The sequence below is a fragment of the Noviherbaspirillum sp. ST9 genome (assembly GCF_048799745.1).
Lineage (GTDB): Bacteria > Pseudomonadota > Gammaproteobacteria > Burkholderiales > Burkholderiaceae_D > Noviherbaspirillum.
This window is the reverse complement of sequence record NZ_JBLWFR010000003.1, coordinates 491,192-508,687: the sequence shown is the minus strand read 5'-3', so window position 1 is coordinate 508,687 and position 17,496 is coordinate 491,192. Positions and strand designations below refer to the sequence as shown.

The window sequence follows — 17,496 nt, the reverse complement described above, 5'->3', positions numbered from 1 at the left end:
CCATGGCCATCACCAATCATGAACGCGTCGGTAAGGCGCTGGAACAACTGAAGATGGGCCTTGCGCCCTTTGTCGAGCGCGAGGTAAAGGCTGCGATAGCAGCGAATGCGCTGTCAATGCAGAGGGTAAGGGGGTTCGTCGATGACCCAATTCTTGCGAAAAAAGGCATTGCCGAGTGGGATGTGGCGGCGCTGCTGAAGCTAATGTGGGAGACGTGGAACGAAGTATTCCGCAAGACGCTGGGTTTTTCCGACCGCAGCTTGGTGTCGGAAATTCGCGATTGGCGCAACAAGTGGGCGCATCAGGAGCCCTTCTCCAGCGATGACGCCTACCGCGCACTCGATTCTACTGGGCGGCTGCTGACATCCATTTCCGCACCGCAGGCCGATGAAGTGGAAAGGGCCAAGATGGAGCTACTGCGTGTACGTTTTGACGAGCAGGCACGTGGCGAGAAGCGCAAGTCATCCAGCACCGCTATTGAAAGCGGTGTGACCGGAAGTTTAAAGCCTTGGCGAGAAGTGGTGATGCCACACGAAGACGTCGCTAGCGGCCGCTACCAGCAGGCTGAATTCGCTGCCGACCTGTGGCAGGTCCATCTGGGAGAAGGCACCGACGAATACCGCAACCCGGTTGAGTTTTTCCGTCGTACCTACCTGACGGAAAGCTTGAAGGAAATGCTAATCAGCGCGGTGCGACGCCTCACCGTCGGCGGTGGTGACCCTGTGGTGCAGTTGCAGACCAACTTCGGTGGCGGCAAGACACACTCGATGCTGGCGCTGTATCACCTGTTTTCCGGCATTGCGCCAACCGAACTAGCGGGGATTGACACAGTGCTGTCGGCTGCTGGCGCGACAACAGTGCCCAAGGCGAATCGCGTAGTCCTGGTGGGCAACAAGATCTCTCCAGGCAACCCCTCTGTCAAGGCTGATGGCACGGTGGTGCGCACTTTGTGGGGCGAACTGGCGTATCAATTGGGCGGCAAGAAAGCCTATGCTCGTCTGGCCGCCGACGATGAGAGAGCCACCAGCCCCGGCGACGTGCTGCGCGAACTGTTCAATGACTACGGCCCATGCATGATTCTGGTAGATGAGTGGGTCGCCTATGCGCGCCAACTGCATGACCAGAGCGACCTCCCGGCTGGCGGCTTCGAGACGCAATTCACCTTCGCCCAAGTGTTGACTGAATCGGCCAAGCTGGCGAAGAACTGCCTGCTGGTGATCAGCCTGCCTGCTTCAGACACTTCCGGCTCACCGCACACGCACGCCGATGACATAGAAGTGGGCGGCACGCGAGGCCGCGAGGCGCTGGACCGCCTGCAAAACGTGGTGGGCCGGGTGGAATCATCGTGGCGTCCAGCAAGTGCCGAGGAAGGCTTCGAGATTGTTCGCCGGCGACTGTTCCAGCCCTTGGTCGACCCCGAGCAGTTCAAGCAGCGTGACGTGGTGGCGCGTACCTTTGCTGACTTCTACCGCACGCAGCAAGCCGAGTTTCCTCCCGAAACACGCGATGCCGAATACGAGCAGCGTATCAAGGCCGCCTACCCGATCCACCCAGAAATCTTCGACCGCCTCTATACCGATTGGAGCACGCTGGTGAAATTCCAGCGTACGCGAGGCGTGCTGCGCCTGATGGCAGCGGTGATTCACAGCCTGTGGGAAAAGGGCGACCGCAATCCACTCATCCTTCCGGCCAACATCGCCATTGACGATCCGCGCGTGCAATCCGAACTGACACGCTACCTGTCCGACAACTGGGTACCTGTGATCGAGAAGGATGTCGATGGCCCCAACTCGCTGCCGCTTAAGCTGGATAGCGAACTGCCCAACCTCGGCAAGTTTTCGGCTTGCCGTCGTGTGGCGCGGGCAATCTACATGGGCTCGGCACCAACCACGGCCGCCGCCCACAAGGGTATTGAGGATCGGCGCGTAAAACTGGGCTGCGTAATGCCCGGCGAATCACCCGCAGTGTTTGGCGATGCTTTGCGTCGCATGGCCAGTAAAGGCACCTACCTCTATGCCGATGGCCCCCACTACTGGTATTCGACTCAGCCGACGGTGACGAAGCTGGCGGAAGACCGCGCCGAGCAGTTAAAGCGCGAGCCGGACAAGGTGGTAGCTGAACTGGAACGGCGTCTAAAAAAGGATTTGGTGACCACCGGCGACTTTAACCGCATCCACCCGATGCCGGGAAGTGGATCTGACGTGCCGGACGATCTCGACGCACGCTTGGTGGTGCTTGGCACCGCGCATCCGTACACCAAGGAAGCTGGCAACCTAGCCGAACTAGCGGCCAAGGCCATCTTGGAAAACCGGGGCAACACGCCGCGCCTCTTCCGTAACACGCTAGTGTTTCTGGCAGCGGACAAGACTCGCCTACAAGACCTCGATGAGTCAGCACGGAAGTATCTGGCGTGGCAGTCAATCTTAACCGACGAGGCGCAACTGGGACTCACCTCGCACCAGAAGAAGCAGGTTGAGCAACAGATGGCTGCTGCTGACAGCACGGCGACCGCGCGCTTGCCGGAAACGTATCAGTGGCTGTTAGTGCCAGTGCAGAATACCCCACAGGCTACCGTTACCTGGGAAGCCCTGCGCCTGTCTGGCACTGACCCGCTCGCCACCCGCGCCAGCAAGAAGCTACGCACCGACGAGTTGTACCTCACGAGCTTCGCGCCGACACGTCTGAAGATGGAACTCGACAAAATTCCATTGTGGCGAGGTGACTATGTCCCGGTGAAGCAGCTGGTGGAGGATTTTGCGCGCTATCCATACTTACCGCGCCTCAAGGATTCGTCGGTTCTGCTGCAATCCATCAACGACGGCGTGAATCTGCTCACGTGGTCACAGGACAGCTTTGGCTTTGCCGACAGCTACGACGAGGTCGCCGGCCGTTACAAGGGTTTGCGCGGTGGCACGATGGTAATGCTGACGGATGCGTATTCGTCGGGCTTGGTAGTGAAGCCAGAGGTGGCGAGCAAGCAGATCGACGCCGAGCGCCAGGAACCAGAACCGACAGGTACGGGCAGAGGCTCTGGTACCGATGGAGGAAATGACAGCGGCACCGGCGATTGCGCTGGCACGGGCGGAATTACAGGGACGCAGCAGCCTGCGACGAAACCCAAGCGCTTCCACGGCACCGCAACGCTCGACGCTACCCGAGTGGGCCGCGATGCCAGCAAAATTGCCGAGGAAGTTATTTCTCATCTGACTGGACTGGTTAGCGCTAATGTAACGGTCACTATCGAAATCGAGGCACAGATACCGGAAGGCACCCCGGACAATGTGGTTCGAACTGTGACCGAAAACGCGCGGACGCTGAAGTTTATGAGTCAGGGGTTTGAGACGGAGTAGTGGCGCAGCGAGTGACTGCGCCGCGCCGGCGCTGGCGCGCTCGGTCAGCGCCGACTTTTCCGTTTTGAGGACAGACTCGGCCGTTCATGAACTCCGGCGAGACTCGCTCGATAAGCCCGAGTCGTTCCACCATCGCCGCCTGCGATACGCCGACGATGACATTATGCTCAGCCTTCAATCACCAGAAGGTGCGCCAATGCATTCCCTTTGGCTTGCCGCGATTACGAGCGAGGTTGGGTTGCCAGCGCAAGCGGTGACGATGACTCCTCACGTGTCGGGTTGCACAAACGAGGCAAGAACGTACTGAAGGTGCGACTGCGTTGCGGCAGAGACGCCAGAAGCAACAATGAATCGATTCAGATCGGCTTCCTTAATTTGCGATTCCAGTTTTTCACTTCGGTGACTCGCCCAACATCAATTTCCAATACGCCATCTCTGCGATTGTGAATATCTTTGCTAACGCGAACCGTCGCTGCAGGTACCGGCGGAAGCATTTCTTTTAGCAGTCTCAAATCAAAAGGCGCTAGCCCCACCTTTTCAAGCCAACCAGGCGTCTTCCACCGCATTACCGGCAACCGCCTTCGGCATTCATTTAAAAAGCCAATTAAGCCAACAAACCGTTTCCAAAGAAAAATAGGAATGGGAAACGTGCGTTGAAACTGCGCCATCGCAAACACTGAGAATGGACATTCAGCATGATATACGGGCAATGAAAAATTAAAATTGTCGCAACATATTGAAGAACAAAATGGCTCACAATATCAACTCGATGGCGTATTACGGTGAGCGGCCTTGGCATGGAATGGGCAGCGAGATTCCCGAGCGGGCGACCGCTGAAGAGATGATCACTGCGTCCGGTCTGAATTGGAAAGTGGAAGCGCGGCCGGCCCGCGGGGCGAGAAAAGATCGAAAGGGCCGCTACTCACGCTATGAGATCGTGCGCCTTCCGCGCGACGAAGCAAATGAAAGCGAGACGTTGCTCGGCGCGGTTAGCAAATACTATACTCCGCTTCAGAACGCCGATGCGTTCGCGTTCTTCGATCCGGTCGTGGGTGAGAGTATGGCGTGCTTCGAGACGGCTGGCGCGCTGGGTGAGGGTGAATGTATTTGGACGCTTGCCAAGTTGCCAGAAGTCATGGAGATTGTCCCAGGTGACATCTGTATGCGCTACTTGCTGCTCTCCAATCGCCATGACGGCAAAGGTTCTGTTACCGTCAAATTCACAGCCATCCGGGTCGTTTGCCAAAATACGTTGATGCTTGCGCACCAAGACGGACAGGCCGCGTACCGCGTTCGGCATAGCAAAGCCATGCCCGAACGTCTGGCCGAAATCGGCAATATCATGCGGACGGCGCACCAGCTCTACGAGCAGTGTGGCAAAGTTTTTAAGCAGATGGCGCACACCGCGTTACACCGTAACAGACTTGACACATTTCTCGAGGCGGTCTATCCGAGGAGCGAAGCCCAAAAGAAAACCGGCACGCGGCCAGAAAAATGGCGACATATTGATCGACTCTTAGAGGAGGCACCCGACCTACAAGGCAATAGCGTCAGGGGTACAGTGTGGGCAGCATACAATGCAATTACCCATTATGAGGACTATCGTCCCAGTCGAACGCCCGAGGACGGGAGCGTTCGCTTGAATCGCGTATGGTTTGGGTCCTCTGCGACGGTTAAGCTCAACGCGCTGAACTCAGCGCTGAAGTTGATTGCGTAATAGTTCTACGAGTATTAGGGCCGATAAAAGCGGTGATAGTGCACATACTGCGGCACTTCGGCCAGTGCCTTGTCCATTGGTCGCTATGGGACGTGCATCGGGAGCAGCCATTGATATTTGTTGGCCCAGCGTTTACTTCAAGCTCCGAGCCAGATGTTTCGCCTACGTCAAATTGGATTACGCACACGGAGGTGGGGCATATACTGTCGTCTCATGGGTTACCCCCAGGTGATGACGACGTGGCATTCTAGATCGCAATTTTGCTGCCCGGCACACCAACCAGACGCTTCTGCAATCTGCCCGCCATCGTGGCTCAGCCTCCCGGTATGTAATCGAGCGGCCGCGACTGACCATGGGTATTCCAATCGATTTCGAACATTTTCTGCAAGATATCCATGAGCGTCGTGGGGACGCGCTACTGAAGTCCGTAGCGGATTAAAAGACGGCAATGCAATGGGTGTATCCCAAAAAGACTACTTATTCTAAAAATTAAGCTTTGGAAAAAGCGGCAGAAATTTCTTCTAGCGCGTGCGCAAAAAATTTGACGGACGAATCTATGGAACGTTGTTGATCTGCCCCCCCTTTCGCCCTCCCCCCCCTGTCCATTTCCCACAATATCGAGTCGTAGCGGGGAGGGGCATGATTGTGTCGGTCGCCGCGCGCTCACTCTTCTGAGTCGTCATCAACGCGCTCAGTTTAAGAGTAGTTTTCCGAACAATCCGCATAAATCAATCGTTTCGTGCCAGGCAAGGCATCAGTCGAAACAATGGCGACCGTTCAACAATATCTGACCGTTACCCCGCACGATCACACTTTCGTAAAACGCAGAACGATCGAGGGATTATTACTTCCAGCTAGCCGGTGCCGGGAGCTGGGGGAATCGGTAAGCTGAGCGCTAACCGCTGCGCATCCGCAAATCGCTGCAGACGGCGAAGATATGTCTTACGCCACATCCTTGCCGGCCTCATGAACATCGCTTGATCGGGGCTGGCACCGAGGCGCGCCATAATTTTATTCGCCTTATACAATGCGCGGTCGGCCGCGTTTTTATACTGACTTTCGTAGACTAAGCCTGCACACCGACGACATTCAAGCCGGTTGCTGGCCACGTAAAGGGTATTGCATCTTCGCGCGCACGAGGTGCATATGCAGGAGGCTGAAATCCCTCCAAAACGGGAATTTTTGTAGACGACCTGGGCGGCCAAAACCTGCGCGCCGACCTGAACGATCAGTTGTTCCGGTAGCAGAACAATGATGCCTGATACTAACGCCGCATCCCGAATCCAAACGATCGAACAAAGAGGCGATCGAGCGTTGAGCATGGATCGCCTGATTGCGTGAATGTCTAACTTTAGCGCCGCCTCAACTAGTTGCTTCTTTCCACGTGGCCGACGGCCTGAACCGAACCCGCCCATTTTTTTCGAAATCCCTTTGAAATCGTTGAGCCATCAAATATGGTGCCCGGATCTCACCTATTCGACAGTTGGGCAGGAAAAACAAAAGGTAAATAGCTTGGGCTCTCCCCGGTATATCTTCTCCCACTAGCAGAAAAAGTATCGCTGCGCTCCGTGAATGACGTTGGCATTCGGAAGCGCAGCGATTATTACTTTAGAACGAACCGCGCCACGCACGAACCCATTCGTCTTTCGCGAGTTCGACCTGGTAGTGCGAGCCGTAGGCAAACTCGGGCGCGTGCTGATGGCCGAGATATGCCTGAGGTTGCGAGAACACCGGCTCGTCATACTCGCCGTCATCTCCGACCACGCAGAGGTAACAGAAGAGCGCCACTTTCTTCTTTTCCATTTCCATCGCTGCGCGGTAATTCAGCTTTTCTTCCAATTGAGCACGCGACATACGATGTGCCGTACGATAACGATCACTGAGCATCTTGACAGCGTCGTTCTTCGAAACGTAAAGCACTGCAGGATTCGGACGGGTATAGTCGTCCATCAGGTAGCGGTTCACCTTCCGGGCGGCGGAATACATGTCCGGGAACCGCTGTTCAAATTCTTTAGTGTTCATGAAATCACCTTATATTAGGATGGAAAAATTGGCTCATTTGCGTGAGAAGTGCCCGGTACATGCATCACATTGCCGGTGCCGCGCACTCGCCACCTGACAATTTGTTCCGCTTTGGGATAGAAACCGACTAAACCGACGAAACCGACACGACGCGCCACACGTCTGCGTTGCGGCGACTCTCGACCTTTTCCAACCGGAGGCCGGCGACGATGCGCCCCTGGTGACGTGCCAACCATTTCCCAAGGCGGCGACGGTTGATCTTGCCGTCGCCGTCCAACACATCGTCGATCGCTTCTTTCAAATCGCCGGCCGGACCCGGCAGGAGCGTGGAGATTGCGTCGACGACGTCTCGCACCATCTTGGGCGTTTGTCCGAAAAGTTCATGCCATGCGCCGAGAACGCGCCCCAACTGCTCGCGATCCGGGTCAGCGCCGATAGCTGCGAACAGCGACGTGGCCGGGTCGGGCATTCCCAGCCAGAGCAACGCCTGGCGTACGGTGTCCGACCATACTTCGTAGCTCGCCAGCTGCTTGCACGACGTTTTCGGGCTTCCGGCGACGATGTATGCGCGGATAATGGTCAGCGCCAATGAGACGAAATGGCCGCGACGCTCGCGGACGTCGCGAACAGGAGAGCCGTGAAAGGTACGTGCCGCAGGGGTCTCACAGCGAGGATCGAGATTGACCGTGATGCAGCGACGGGTCATATCCTGAACGGGACCAACATTATTTCCGGACGAGAGAAACAGTGCGCGGGTGCCAACCGTGGCCGATTTGTTCACGCCAAGGATGCGGTCAGTAATGTTCGCCTCAGTCAATACACTGCAAAGGCTCTTATAGGCGTGAAGGTCGGAAGTCAGATTGTCAAAACACACGACGGCTGCTCCTTCCATCAATACCGAAAGCAACAGCTTCCGGCATTCTTCGTCGTTGTGAGGGAAGGACGCCGCTGAGACAGACATCGGCGTGGCAAATGCGGCGACCAACGCACTGAGGTAGCTCTTTCCGCTAGCGATCTGCGGCGCCTTAAAGTGAAACATTGGTGCCTGCGGAAGCGAGGGACGCACGGTCGCAGTCAGAATGGCAGAAACCGCTGCCGCGCGGTCCTCGTTAGTGGCAAAGGCGAATTCATTCAACAGGTTGAGGATTACCTCAAGCGCCGCAACGGCATCCTCGCGTGTCGGGGCGTTAGAAATCGCAAAATCACGTTCATCGAACGCACCGAAGAAGCCAGAACCCGGGTCATAACCCGCCTGCACCATCATCGATCCATCCATGCGCAGATAGGGCTGGCGCGCAATGCCGTTCAGCACAGGCATGTGCGGATACTGTGTCGCGCCATGCAGCACGCTGACATACAGTGCAGGCGGATCACACACGAGCCAGTCTGAGGCACGTTTGTCAAAACGCATCCAGGTCGCCGACCCATCCAAGGCGCGCATGAGTGCTTGCGCGCTCGCCGCCTTGATCACGGTCTCGTTCGTACCAGGATCGGTCGATACCGATACCAAGAGATTGCCGCGTTGGTAAAAGCGGCCGGACTCGGCCAGCAGAGATTCAGCCGCATCGACAATACGGTTAATTTCGCCGGCAGAAACCCAGATAGTCGGTTTGTTCTTTGCGCTGACCCGTGAGACATCCAGTTCGGCAAGGAGAGCGCCGATACGACGACCTGCACAGTGGCCATGATGGCACTTGAATCCGCCCAGCATGTAACGGCTGTCCGGCTCCCAATAGGCAGTGCCGGAGTCGACGCTGTCCGTATGCTCATGAGCCCAGGGACAGGTAATGTCGTGTTTGCCTGATCCGAGAGGCGACTTGTAGAGCCCGCGCTGACGCAACGCTGCGATGACCGCGTTTTCCTGCGCACGCGGCGTCACAACTTGGTAGTCGCAGTCGGCATTCTCGCCGCCTTCGCGCTTTTTGATCGCACGCGCGTCTTTAGCCGGCTGGCCCGCAACGGGAACGGCGATGTCCAATCCCAGGCCGACCTCGATTTCATCGAGCGAATACTTGCGTTCGGGATGCCATTCGACAAGTCGGCATGCAAAGGGCGGGTCATACTTGCCGTTGACTGCGACCGGCAGGCGCCCGTTGCGTGTCACCGGACCGCCGGCGCCGGGGTCGCACAGTCCGCCATCAATCAAGCCATTGACCAGAGCTTCCACCGTAGACTTGTCAAGGACCGGCGCTGCAAACAGATAACCGACCTGATAATTCCCCGGACTCGTCTCAATCGTGTACGAAGGCGGCAGTGCTTCGAGTACATCGCGGCCCTTCGCCTTCGTACCGACGTCGTCGAGCATGACGCCGTAGATCGCTTCAAAGTGATCCTTTTTGCGGCGATAGATGCCGTCCTTGCCGGGGTTGAAGGTCGACATGGTGAAATAGTGGTTCTGCCCCGGCGTGCCGATCGCGGTTTTTCCCGGAACGTACACGTCGCAACGCCAGGCCTTGGTCTTTTGGGGATTACCCTTGATGGTGGTGACAACCGGACGGGCAGTGCCGCTCAGATTGCCGAAGATCGCTGCAAGAAACTCTTCATTGGTAATTGCAACCGGCCCTTTTTCGATCTCAAGGGACGTTCCATCGATTTCATGGAGTTCGTCGACTTCATCGGTTTTGTCGGTTTTGTCGGTTTCACCGGATGCGCAACCGGAAAATGTCAGCAGTGGAGTCATCGCAGCGCGCCTTATTCCAGGTTGCCGCGCGCGGATTCCAGATACGCGACCAGCGCACGGATTTCGTCCGTGCTCTTGCCGGCGATGCGCGCGGCATTAACTGCGGTGACTTCGTTTTCCGGGTGGCCGGATGCGCGGGGACCGATTTTTACGGGGTGGGGGAACAGGCCGAGCTGGATGTCCAGGTAATGCGCGCTGCGAGAGCGGCCGCGCATGCGCAGAACGACGGGAATACGCAGGATCGAATTAGCCATGTTTGAGCCTCCTGGGCTGTTGTTGAACATGGCTTGAATGGTGTCGGAGGGCTCCCCCGCGCAGAAGACGGTCTGCTAAGCAGCTGCTAGCCGCTGCTTAGCAGCGGTCAGGGAGCAGAGGGGTCGGTGTATTCATCAGTGCTTTTCGCGCCGTAGAAAATCCCATTCCCAAGGCCGCGCACTCCTGCTCCGCGCATTCGTCACGGGTACGGTAACGACCTGAGGCCCAAATCGCACGGATCTCATCGCGCTTTGCCCGGCTGCCGCCCGGCCGGTTATGCAGGGCTTCAGCAGCTGCGCGTGCGTTCTGCTTGTGCCACTCGGGCGTATTAAGCAAAGGGGCCGCACTTTGCTGCACCTGGACGCCGGGGGAGTCAATCTGAAAATCCTCTTGCTCGATTTTCTCCACGTGCGTCAGCACGAAAAGTGCGTCAGCGATGGGCGGAAGCGCTTCGTCGGCAGGAAACGTGCCGCGCGTAAGTCCAGTCACCGGGTGCATGTCGAGCAACCGCGACTCGGCAATCTTCGCTTGCACAAATGCCGCTGCCTGCGCCCCCAACTGTGGCTGCCAGCGTGCCACCAATGCGGCACCACTCAGGAAGCGGTCAACGGGCACAAAATTCAGCACGTCATCCTCCCGGAACCAACACGCGGCCAATGCTGCCAGGTAGTCGCTTCCGGTGTCGAAAGTGCTAAATTGAAAACGCGACGGCGTATCAAGCTCGGCAACGTCGCGATACGCGGCCAAACCACCCTGCTCCGGCCCCAAGAACACCCATGCGGCAAGCTCATACGGAGTCGTGGTCAAGCGGGACGTCAGCAGTTGCAACGCACGGGGGTAAGCGAGAAATGGGTTGGCCTTTCGGTCTGCCATAGGGACTCCTATTGAAAAAAGGAAACACTTTGGGGGCCGCTACGCTCAGAATGAGCGAACGCGGCTGACAGACGATGGAAAGCCAGGTAGCGAGGACGTGCCGACTGCTATCACGCAGTTACGACGAGGAGGACAACCGGCCGCTCATGGGCGAAACGGGATTACTCTGGACAATATTCGCAGAAAAAAGAGAATGCGTACAAGCACTTTGTCGAGCAAGCACCGCGAATAGCGTTCAGGCCGGGCGCAGGTTTTTCATTTCAGAAAAATGTCGACATCATGCGCGACGCGGCAACGCGACGACGTTATCGTCACGCGCCAACAGCTTCGCCAGATGCTGCCCAAGTACATTCCAGGCTTCGCGCTTTTCCTGCGCGTAGTCGTGATGCAGGTAATGCCGCCGCACCTTGCTCCCCGCGATCACATGGTTCTGGCAGCGATCAATGATATCCGGCTGCACTGCCAGGCTCTGCATCAGCGTCGCCCCGGTGCGACGCAAGTCGTGCGGCGTCCACGCGCCGTTCTTCCCATTGGACAGGACGAGCGAGTTATCGTGGCGCCGGTGTTTCAATGGCTTGGCTGCTGCGCCGTCCTTGCCACGCTTGAACATCGCCTGGCGATCACCAACCTGCTTGCTGATCGCTTTCTCGTTCACGTGCCCTTCTCCGAGGCGAGAAGGAAAACACCAGTCCGAACCACCCGTAATGGCGTGCAAACGCTTGAACTGTGCGTGCGCGAATGGGGACAGGGACACGACGAGTTCCTGCGTCTTGCCCTTGACGTTGGGCCGCGGGATCCGCCAGATACCGGCCTCGAAGTCGATATGCTCCCAGCGCGTCTTCAACAGCTCACCGACACGACATAACGTTGCCAGCATGATCCAGAGCGCGCACTGCACCGGCGGCTCCAACGGCTGCAACGCAATCCGCTTGTTCGGCGCGGCATCATAGTCGGCCTGCGCCTGTTCGAGAATCGCATGCAGCTCGCGGATTTCCGCCGCGGACAACACGCGCGCACGTTCGTTATGCAGATCATAGTCCAGGCTAACGATCTTCTCGATCTCGATCAAGTCCATCGGATTGCCGTCAACGAGCAACGTACGCCACGGCTGGCGCTTCTCGGCCCACGCAAACATTTGCGTCAGGTTGTTGCGCATCACCACCGCCGCGCGGTTCACGCCGCGTGCGACCATGGCCCGCAGCACCGCCCGCGCGTCGTGCTCAGTAATGTGCCGCACCGCCTTCTTCCCGATCTGAGGCAATACATCAGCGCCGAAGGAACGCTTCAGTTCGGCGTTACCGTCATGACGCCGTACACCGTCCTGCAGCCAGGCGTCGAACAGGTCGTTCACGGTCAGATTATCGATTTCCGCCTGTTTCCGACGCGCGGCTTCTTCCTGAGCAGCACGCTGCGCTTCTACCGCACGCCGTTCTTGTTCTGCCGCCAGGTGCTGCTTCGGGTCCAGCTTGCGCTTGCGCCAGTCGGTCAATTCCTGCGCAATCTTGCGCGCCGTCTCCAAGGTCAGCCGCGCGCCGGGGGTGAGTCCGTAGACCGCAATGTCGAATTCAGGCAAGCCCGCGAGATAATCACCGAGGGTCAGGTAGACGGACTTGCCGTCCGCCTTGTATGCATACATCCAGATGCGGGATGCGCGCCCCGCGGTCCCCACCCTGTACCGTAATGACAGGCCGTTGCCGTCGCTCAGGCTTTCATCGGCCTTGGTCGGCTTGTATTTCTCGATCTTGGTTGCCGTCAGCTTTTGTGCTGCCATCCGATCCGCCCTTTCTGGTCCGCCTGCCGCGGCGGTCCACCGGGCAGATTTGGTAAGAAATTGGTAAGAACTTTTTCGCGGATTTCAGTGTACGGCGCGGGACGGCAACAGACAACAAAAATATGCAACTCATTGTTTTTGAATTGATTTTTATAAAATCCTGGATTTTCTTGGACGCTACGGGACGCTAAAATAATGAGATGGGGTGCAAGGGGTCGGAAGTTCGAATCTTCTCGCCCCGACCAATAGAATCAAAGACTTATGAAAAACCACCTTCGGGTGGTTTTTTGTTTTCATCGATGGTTCAATCACCTCCCTCAAGGGAGGATTGGGCGGACGGAGAGAAACCTTCGATCGTCCGCCCGTCGGCCCTCATGAAGGGGACAATCGCATTGAGACGCTTCCTGGAAAATTGCGAGCGTAAAAACATTCCGGCTCGATTGGGCAACTACTCAACACGGTTTTCCCATTTCCTTCATTGCAGCCAAGATAGCACGCCGCATTACCTCAACAATTCGATCTATGCCCTCTTGATCAATGATGAGCGGCGGAGACAATATGCAGAGATTTTCATAGGGTCTTACGAGCACGCCCATCTGGTAGCAAACATCGTCCACCTTTTGCGCCAGCACGATGTCGGCGTTCGTTGCCGGCCCCTTGTGCCTGCTGACGCGGCATTCGACGCAAGCCATGAGGTGATCGCCACGGACTTCAGCGACAATAGGGTATTCGCGCAACGTCTGTAATTGCTCCATGAAATAAGGGCCGATCTTGCGTACATGTTCGCAGATCTTTTCTTCTTTCATCAGCTGGATGTTTCGACTGGCTACCGCGCAGGCAACCGGATGGCCTGAATAAGTAAGCCCGTTGGTGAATGTCGGAGCGTCGGGAGCATTCGCACCGCTGATCTCGGTAATCAGACGATCAGAAATAATCGCTGCCCCTAGAGGCTGATAGCCCGACGTCAGCCCTTTAGCCGTTATCAGAATATCCGGAACGACAGAAAATCGATCCAGCGACGAAAAGAAATGGCCCAGTCGCCCGAAGCCGGTAACGACTTCGTCAGAAATGTACAGGACATCATATTTGCGACAGGTTTCCAGAGTCCGACGGTGATATCCGTCCGGCGGAACAATGACGCCGCCCGACGCCAATATCGGTTCGCTGATAAAACAAGCGACGTTCTGCGGCCCAAGCCTGAGAATCATTTCCTCTAGTTCGTTCACCTTTCGGTCGCAAAACTCGGCGAGACTGATTTCCTCCGAACGGTAATAAGGATTGGGCGAGCTCACATGGTGGACCAGCCTTTCCTCAAATTGAAAGTACGTCTTGTCCACGGCCTTTCCGCATACGGATGCGGCCAGATAAGTGCTTCCGTGATAGGCATCTGTCCGGCTGATAATATGCTTCTTCTGCGGCCTGCCGGTTACCTGGAAGTAGTAATGCGCAAATCGCAGCGCAGATTCAACCGCGGTAGATCCGCATGTCGTGAAATGAACGCGATTCAAATCGCCCGGCGCAAGTGACGCCAGCTCGGCAGCCAAGGTGCAAGCCGGTGCATTCGTCATCGCGCCGAACGGCGTGTAATAAGGCATCTTGAGGGACTGCTCAAGCATGGCCTCCGCCAACTCGCGGCGACCATACCCGACCGTCATGCACCACATTCCTCCGATACCGTCCACGTAACGGTTTCCCTGCGCGTCGAAGACATGATAGCCGTGCGCACGCTCAACAAGCATTGGCTCTGCCGTATGCAAAGTCGACAAGTCAGCCCAGGGATGCAGGACATGCCTCATGTCCTTGCCGATCAAATCCTTCCAGTCCATGAACACTTCATCCAATCTAACGATTAACGATTTAAAGCAACAAGCCAAGAATCCGGTTCCAGAAGAAAAGCGTCAAAAAGGAAAGCGGAATGCTTAATGCGACGAGGCTCAAAGCCAAGGGAGGATTCATTTTGTTATCCGCAGCGATAAGACCTGCCAGAATCATCGGCGGCATGCCCGACTGAATGATCGCCACCTTGCTCGCGATGTTTCCGATCGGTACCCAGTTGTAAAACATGCCGATAATGAACATTGGAATCACGATGAGCTTGATTGCCACCCCAAGAAAAAACGGGCCCAATACTTCCTTCTTTAACTCCATTTTGAATGACGCGCCCAAGGCAATAATCGCTAGTGGAGTCAGCGTTTTTCCCAATACGAGCAATAGGTCGCCGAGCCACGCAGGAAACTCGAACGGTTTCAACATCACAGCGAGCAGCATCGCTTGTATGGATGGGTAAGTTGCAATGCGCTTGAGAATTGACTTCGGATCAGAAGACGCGGATCCGAATATGCCCGCAGTAATGATGCCCGCGATGCACATGACGAGAAAATTGGACTGGTCGACGACCAGCGCCGCACCGTAACCGTCGAACCCGAAAAAAACGTCGATCACCGGAATACCGATGATCGATGTGTTCCCGATACCGCACAAGAGAATGAGACAACCGACTGTCTCGCGTGCCATCGGAATGATTCGCGTGAGCGTCAGCATCAGTATCACCGACATGGCGAAAACGACGAGCGGCACGACCATCGGAAAAAGCAGGGATGAGTCCAGGCTCAGATCATGGATGACCTTCAAGGTCAACGCCGGTAACGAGACGTTGACGATGAACGAAATCAGGCTCTGGGAAAAACCTTCCGGTATCCGTCCTGATTTTTTTAATACGGCGCCGATCAGAAAAAAGCTGAATATTGCAATGATCCCGTTCAATTGCCATCTCCCGAAGGAATGGCTTCCGGCCTTGCTCGCATCACATAGAGACTGTGATACAAGGTGGCCGACGGTTCCGTTGTCCTTAACCGTTCAGCCTCTCTTGCACTGATCGGCTGGACTCCGTCGCTATCCATGAAAAACTCGCTTTCCAGAGACAGGCCTTCCTGCTCCAGGTGCGTCTCCAGCGCAGCATAGTAGGCAATACTGGTCTTACTGCACTGTGGGACGATGGCCTTGTGCAGTACGGTCGGCTCGTAGCGATACGATCGGAACATGTCGAGCAAACGTTGCTTGCCCGCTCTTCCGCTCAAATTCACAATGATGTCCGCCTGCGGCGCCTGTCGCCGGATGCTGTCCAGGAGCGCCTCGTTGAGCCCGAGGCCGAAGCGATTGAATTGATAATGCCGGAATTGCTCGAAGGGATAATAGTGCGCCTGATAGTCTGCCTGCCTGGATTCGGGCTTACTCTTTGCTAAAGGATAATGGGCTTCCATGAAGGACGCGACAGCATGGTCATCCGTGTCGACCGCCTGCGGAATACACGCGATGATTGCATCGGATGCACAGGCAGCAGTGCTTGCTTCCGGTGAGTTGATCAGGCTGATGCTTCCGTGCAGCGGAATAAAATAATGCGCTTTCTCCGGAATGCGAAAGCTCACCAACTCTTGCGCAACGGTGCTCAGGCGCGAATCAACGTCGCTTCCATAGACTTTCGCGGCTCCGCACTCCTTGAGCAAGAAGGCGACATTGGCTCCCGTTCCCACGCCGACCTCATAAACCGTCTTCTGGGCGAAGTCGGCGTTGAGCAAACCGCGTTGGAAGGCCAGTGTCCAGCTGTCGAGCGGATTGAATGCAAAGCTTGGAATGGGGTTTGGAAAACTCTGCCCCGCCGAATCGCTTGCAATCGGTCCCGCAGCGGCGGAATCAGCGATGTCATCAGATGATCGACGCTCATGCATTTTCATGTCAGTATCCTGTTCTTCTTGGTAGTGTTGGGAAGACGCCTCAGTCAAACCGCTAATCGGTCAAACTGACGGCATGCCGACGGAACCCGTGGTAAGACATGCGGCCATGCTGGACGGTGACGTTGTCCAACACCAGCACATCCCCTACCTGCATCCTTACGCCTCTCGAGGTCTGCCATATCGCACCTCGGATATGCTCGATGACCTCTGTGGGAATCGGTGTGCCATCGCCATATGTGGTGTTGGCCGGACAGTCGGCCAATTCAAGATTCAACTGTTCGAACAGTGGATGTTCCTGCCAATAGGAGCCGTGCAATTCGGTCACTTGATTGAACCAAAGCTCTTCACCTGTATCGGGATGCCTGACAAAGGCAGGGTTGCAATAGCTGTAGCGCAGGTCGCCGTTCCGTCCCCAGGCGAATTCGTAACCCGCACGTAAAAGGATCGCTTCGAGAGTTCCCCTGTCCTCTACCTGGAAGGTCTGCCGCCATCCGATTTCTGCACTTGAGTTACCTTCGTGCAGGCGCCGGGTATAACGAATGCCCTTCGCTCTGAATTCGCTTAATAATTCCGGCTTCAACATTTGCGCCGTCAGCCTGACATCATTGATCGGCACTTCCCCGCCATCGGGCGCCGCGGCTTCGCAAAAAAAGAATATCTTCCGTGGAAAGCGCTTGAGATAGGCCATCTCGTTATGCGGCGTCATCGTAATATCCGCATGCTCCTGGCTTGCCTCGTAAACCAGCTTGTCGGTGCGATTGCGCACTGCAATCCCGCCCTCGTAACCGAACGGTGGGTAATCCAGCAGCTCGAGGAAATGATTGAAATCGCGCGTGGTTTCCAATGGCAGGCCACGCAACAAAATCGCCCCGCGCGCCGGCAAATGAGAATCGATCATTTCCCGGCAGGCGTGCGCGATTTCCGTCTCTTCCCGTTCAGGGGCAACGAGGCGCATTGCGTTCACCATTCCTTCCGCCGAAGGAATGGACACGGGAAAGCAGGTGCTGCGGGACCCCGCCAGAAACTTGCGGTTGCGTACGTTAATCGGCACGTAGCCACTTTCATCCAGCATGCATTTTTCGAACAGCATTCAGCCT

The 17,496-nt window shown here is 56.5% G+C and carries 12 protein-coding genes; 2 read left to right on the top strand and 10 right to left on the bottom strand.

Features of this window, described 5'->3' with window-relative positions:
* Positions 1 to 2: 2 nt before the first annotated feature.
* The gene (locus ACNOHI_RS08745; RefSeq protein WP_420474276.1) at positions 3 to 3,350 is read left to right on the top strand and encodes a Swt1 family HEPN domain-containing protein; all 3,348 of its coding nucleotides are present in this window, start codon (positions 3 to 5) and stop codon (positions 3,348 to 3,350) included.
* 356 nt (positions 3,351 to 3,706) lie between these two features.
* Here the strand turns inward: ACNOHI_RS08745 and ACNOHI_RS08740 are convergent, their stop codons facing one another.
* On the bottom strand, positions 3,707 to 4,018 hold the full coding sequence (locus tag ACNOHI_RS08740) for a hypothetical protein (RefSeq protein WP_420474275.1): 312 nt from the start codon (positions 4,016 to 4,018) through the stop codon (positions 3,707 to 3,709).
* 80 nt (positions 4,019 to 4,098) lie between these two features.
* On the opposite strand from ACNOHI_RS08740, the gene ACNOHI_RS08735 reads away from it, so the two are divergent.
* Positions 4,099 to 5,067: a DUF932 domain-containing protein gene (locus ACNOHI_RS08735; protein ID WP_420474274.1), complete on the top strand. Its 969-nt coding sequence runs from the start codon at positions 4,099 to 4,101 to the stop codon at positions 5,065 to 5,067.
* A gap of 1,608 nt (positions 5,068 to 6,675) precedes the next feature.
* On the opposite strand, the gene ACNOHI_RS08730 is transcribed toward ACNOHI_RS08735, so the two are convergent.
* The 9 genes from ACNOHI_RS08730 to ACNOHI_RS08690 all read right to left on the bottom strand — a co-directional run bounded on the left by ACNOHI_RS08730 (position 6,676) and on the right by ACNOHI_RS08690 (position 17,489).
* Positions 6,676 to 7,089: a hypothetical protein gene (locus ACNOHI_RS08730; protein ID WP_420474273.1), complete on the bottom strand. Its 414-nt coding sequence runs from the start codon at positions 7,087 to 7,089 to the stop codon at positions 6,676 to 6,678.
* A gap of 127 nt (positions 7,090 to 7,216) precedes the next feature.
* On the bottom strand, positions 7,217 to 9,769 hold the full coding sequence (locus tag ACNOHI_RS08725) for a hypothetical protein (RefSeq protein ID WP_420474272.1): 2,553 nt from the start codon (positions 9,767 to 9,769) through the stop codon (positions 7,217 to 7,219).
* Positions 9,770 to 9,780: 11 nt separating this feature from the next.
* Positions 9,781 to 10,023, bottom strand: a complete 243-nt coding sequence (locus ACNOHI_RS08720; protein WP_420474271.1) for a helix-turn-helix transcriptional regulator — start codon at positions 10,021 to 10,023, stop codon at positions 9,781 to 9,783.
* A gap of 97 nt (positions 10,024 to 10,120) precedes the next feature.
* Positions 10,121 to 10,897 (bottom strand): hypothetical protein, encoded by a 777-nt coding sequence (locus tag ACNOHI_RS08715; RefSeq protein WP_420474270.1) that lies wholly within the window; start codon positions 10,895 to 10,897, stop codon positions 10,121 to 10,123.
* A gap of 277 nt (positions 10,898 to 11,174) precedes the next feature.
* On the bottom strand, positions 11,175 to 12,668 hold the full coding sequence (locus ACNOHI_RS08710; protein ID WP_420474269.1) for a tyrosine-type recombinase/integrase: 1,494 nt from the start codon (positions 12,666 to 12,668) through the stop codon (positions 11,175 to 11,177).
* Positions 12,669 to 13,120: 452 nt separating this feature from the next.
* Positions 13,121 to 14,494, bottom strand: a complete 1,374-nt coding sequence (locus ACNOHI_RS08705) for an aminotransferase (RefSeq protein ID WP_420474268.1) — start codon at positions 14,492 to 14,494, stop codon at positions 13,121 to 13,123.
* A 31-nt stretch (positions 14,495 to 14,525) separates the two neighbouring features.
* Positions 14,526 to 15,431, bottom strand: coding sequence for an AEC family transporter (locus tag ACNOHI_RS08700; RefSeq protein ID WP_420474267.1), 906 nt, complete (start codon positions 15,429 to 15,431; stop codon positions 14,526 to 14,528).
* The gene (locus ACNOHI_RS08695; protein ID WP_420474266.1) at positions 15,428 to 16,399 is read right to left on the bottom strand and encodes a hypothetical protein; all 972 of its coding nucleotides are present in this window, start codon (positions 16,397 to 16,399) and stop codon (positions 15,428 to 15,430) included. Before ACNOHI_RS08695 ends, ACNOHI_RS08700 begins: the two co-directional genes overlap by 4 nt.
* A gap of 52 nt (positions 16,400 to 16,451) precedes the next feature.
* Positions 16,452 to 17,489, bottom strand: a complete 1,038-nt coding sequence (locus tag ACNOHI_RS08690; RefSeq protein WP_420474265.1) for a TauD/TfdA family dioxygenase — start codon at positions 17,487 to 17,489, stop codon at positions 16,452 to 16,454.
* Positions 17,490 to 17,496: the final 7 nt, after the last annotated feature.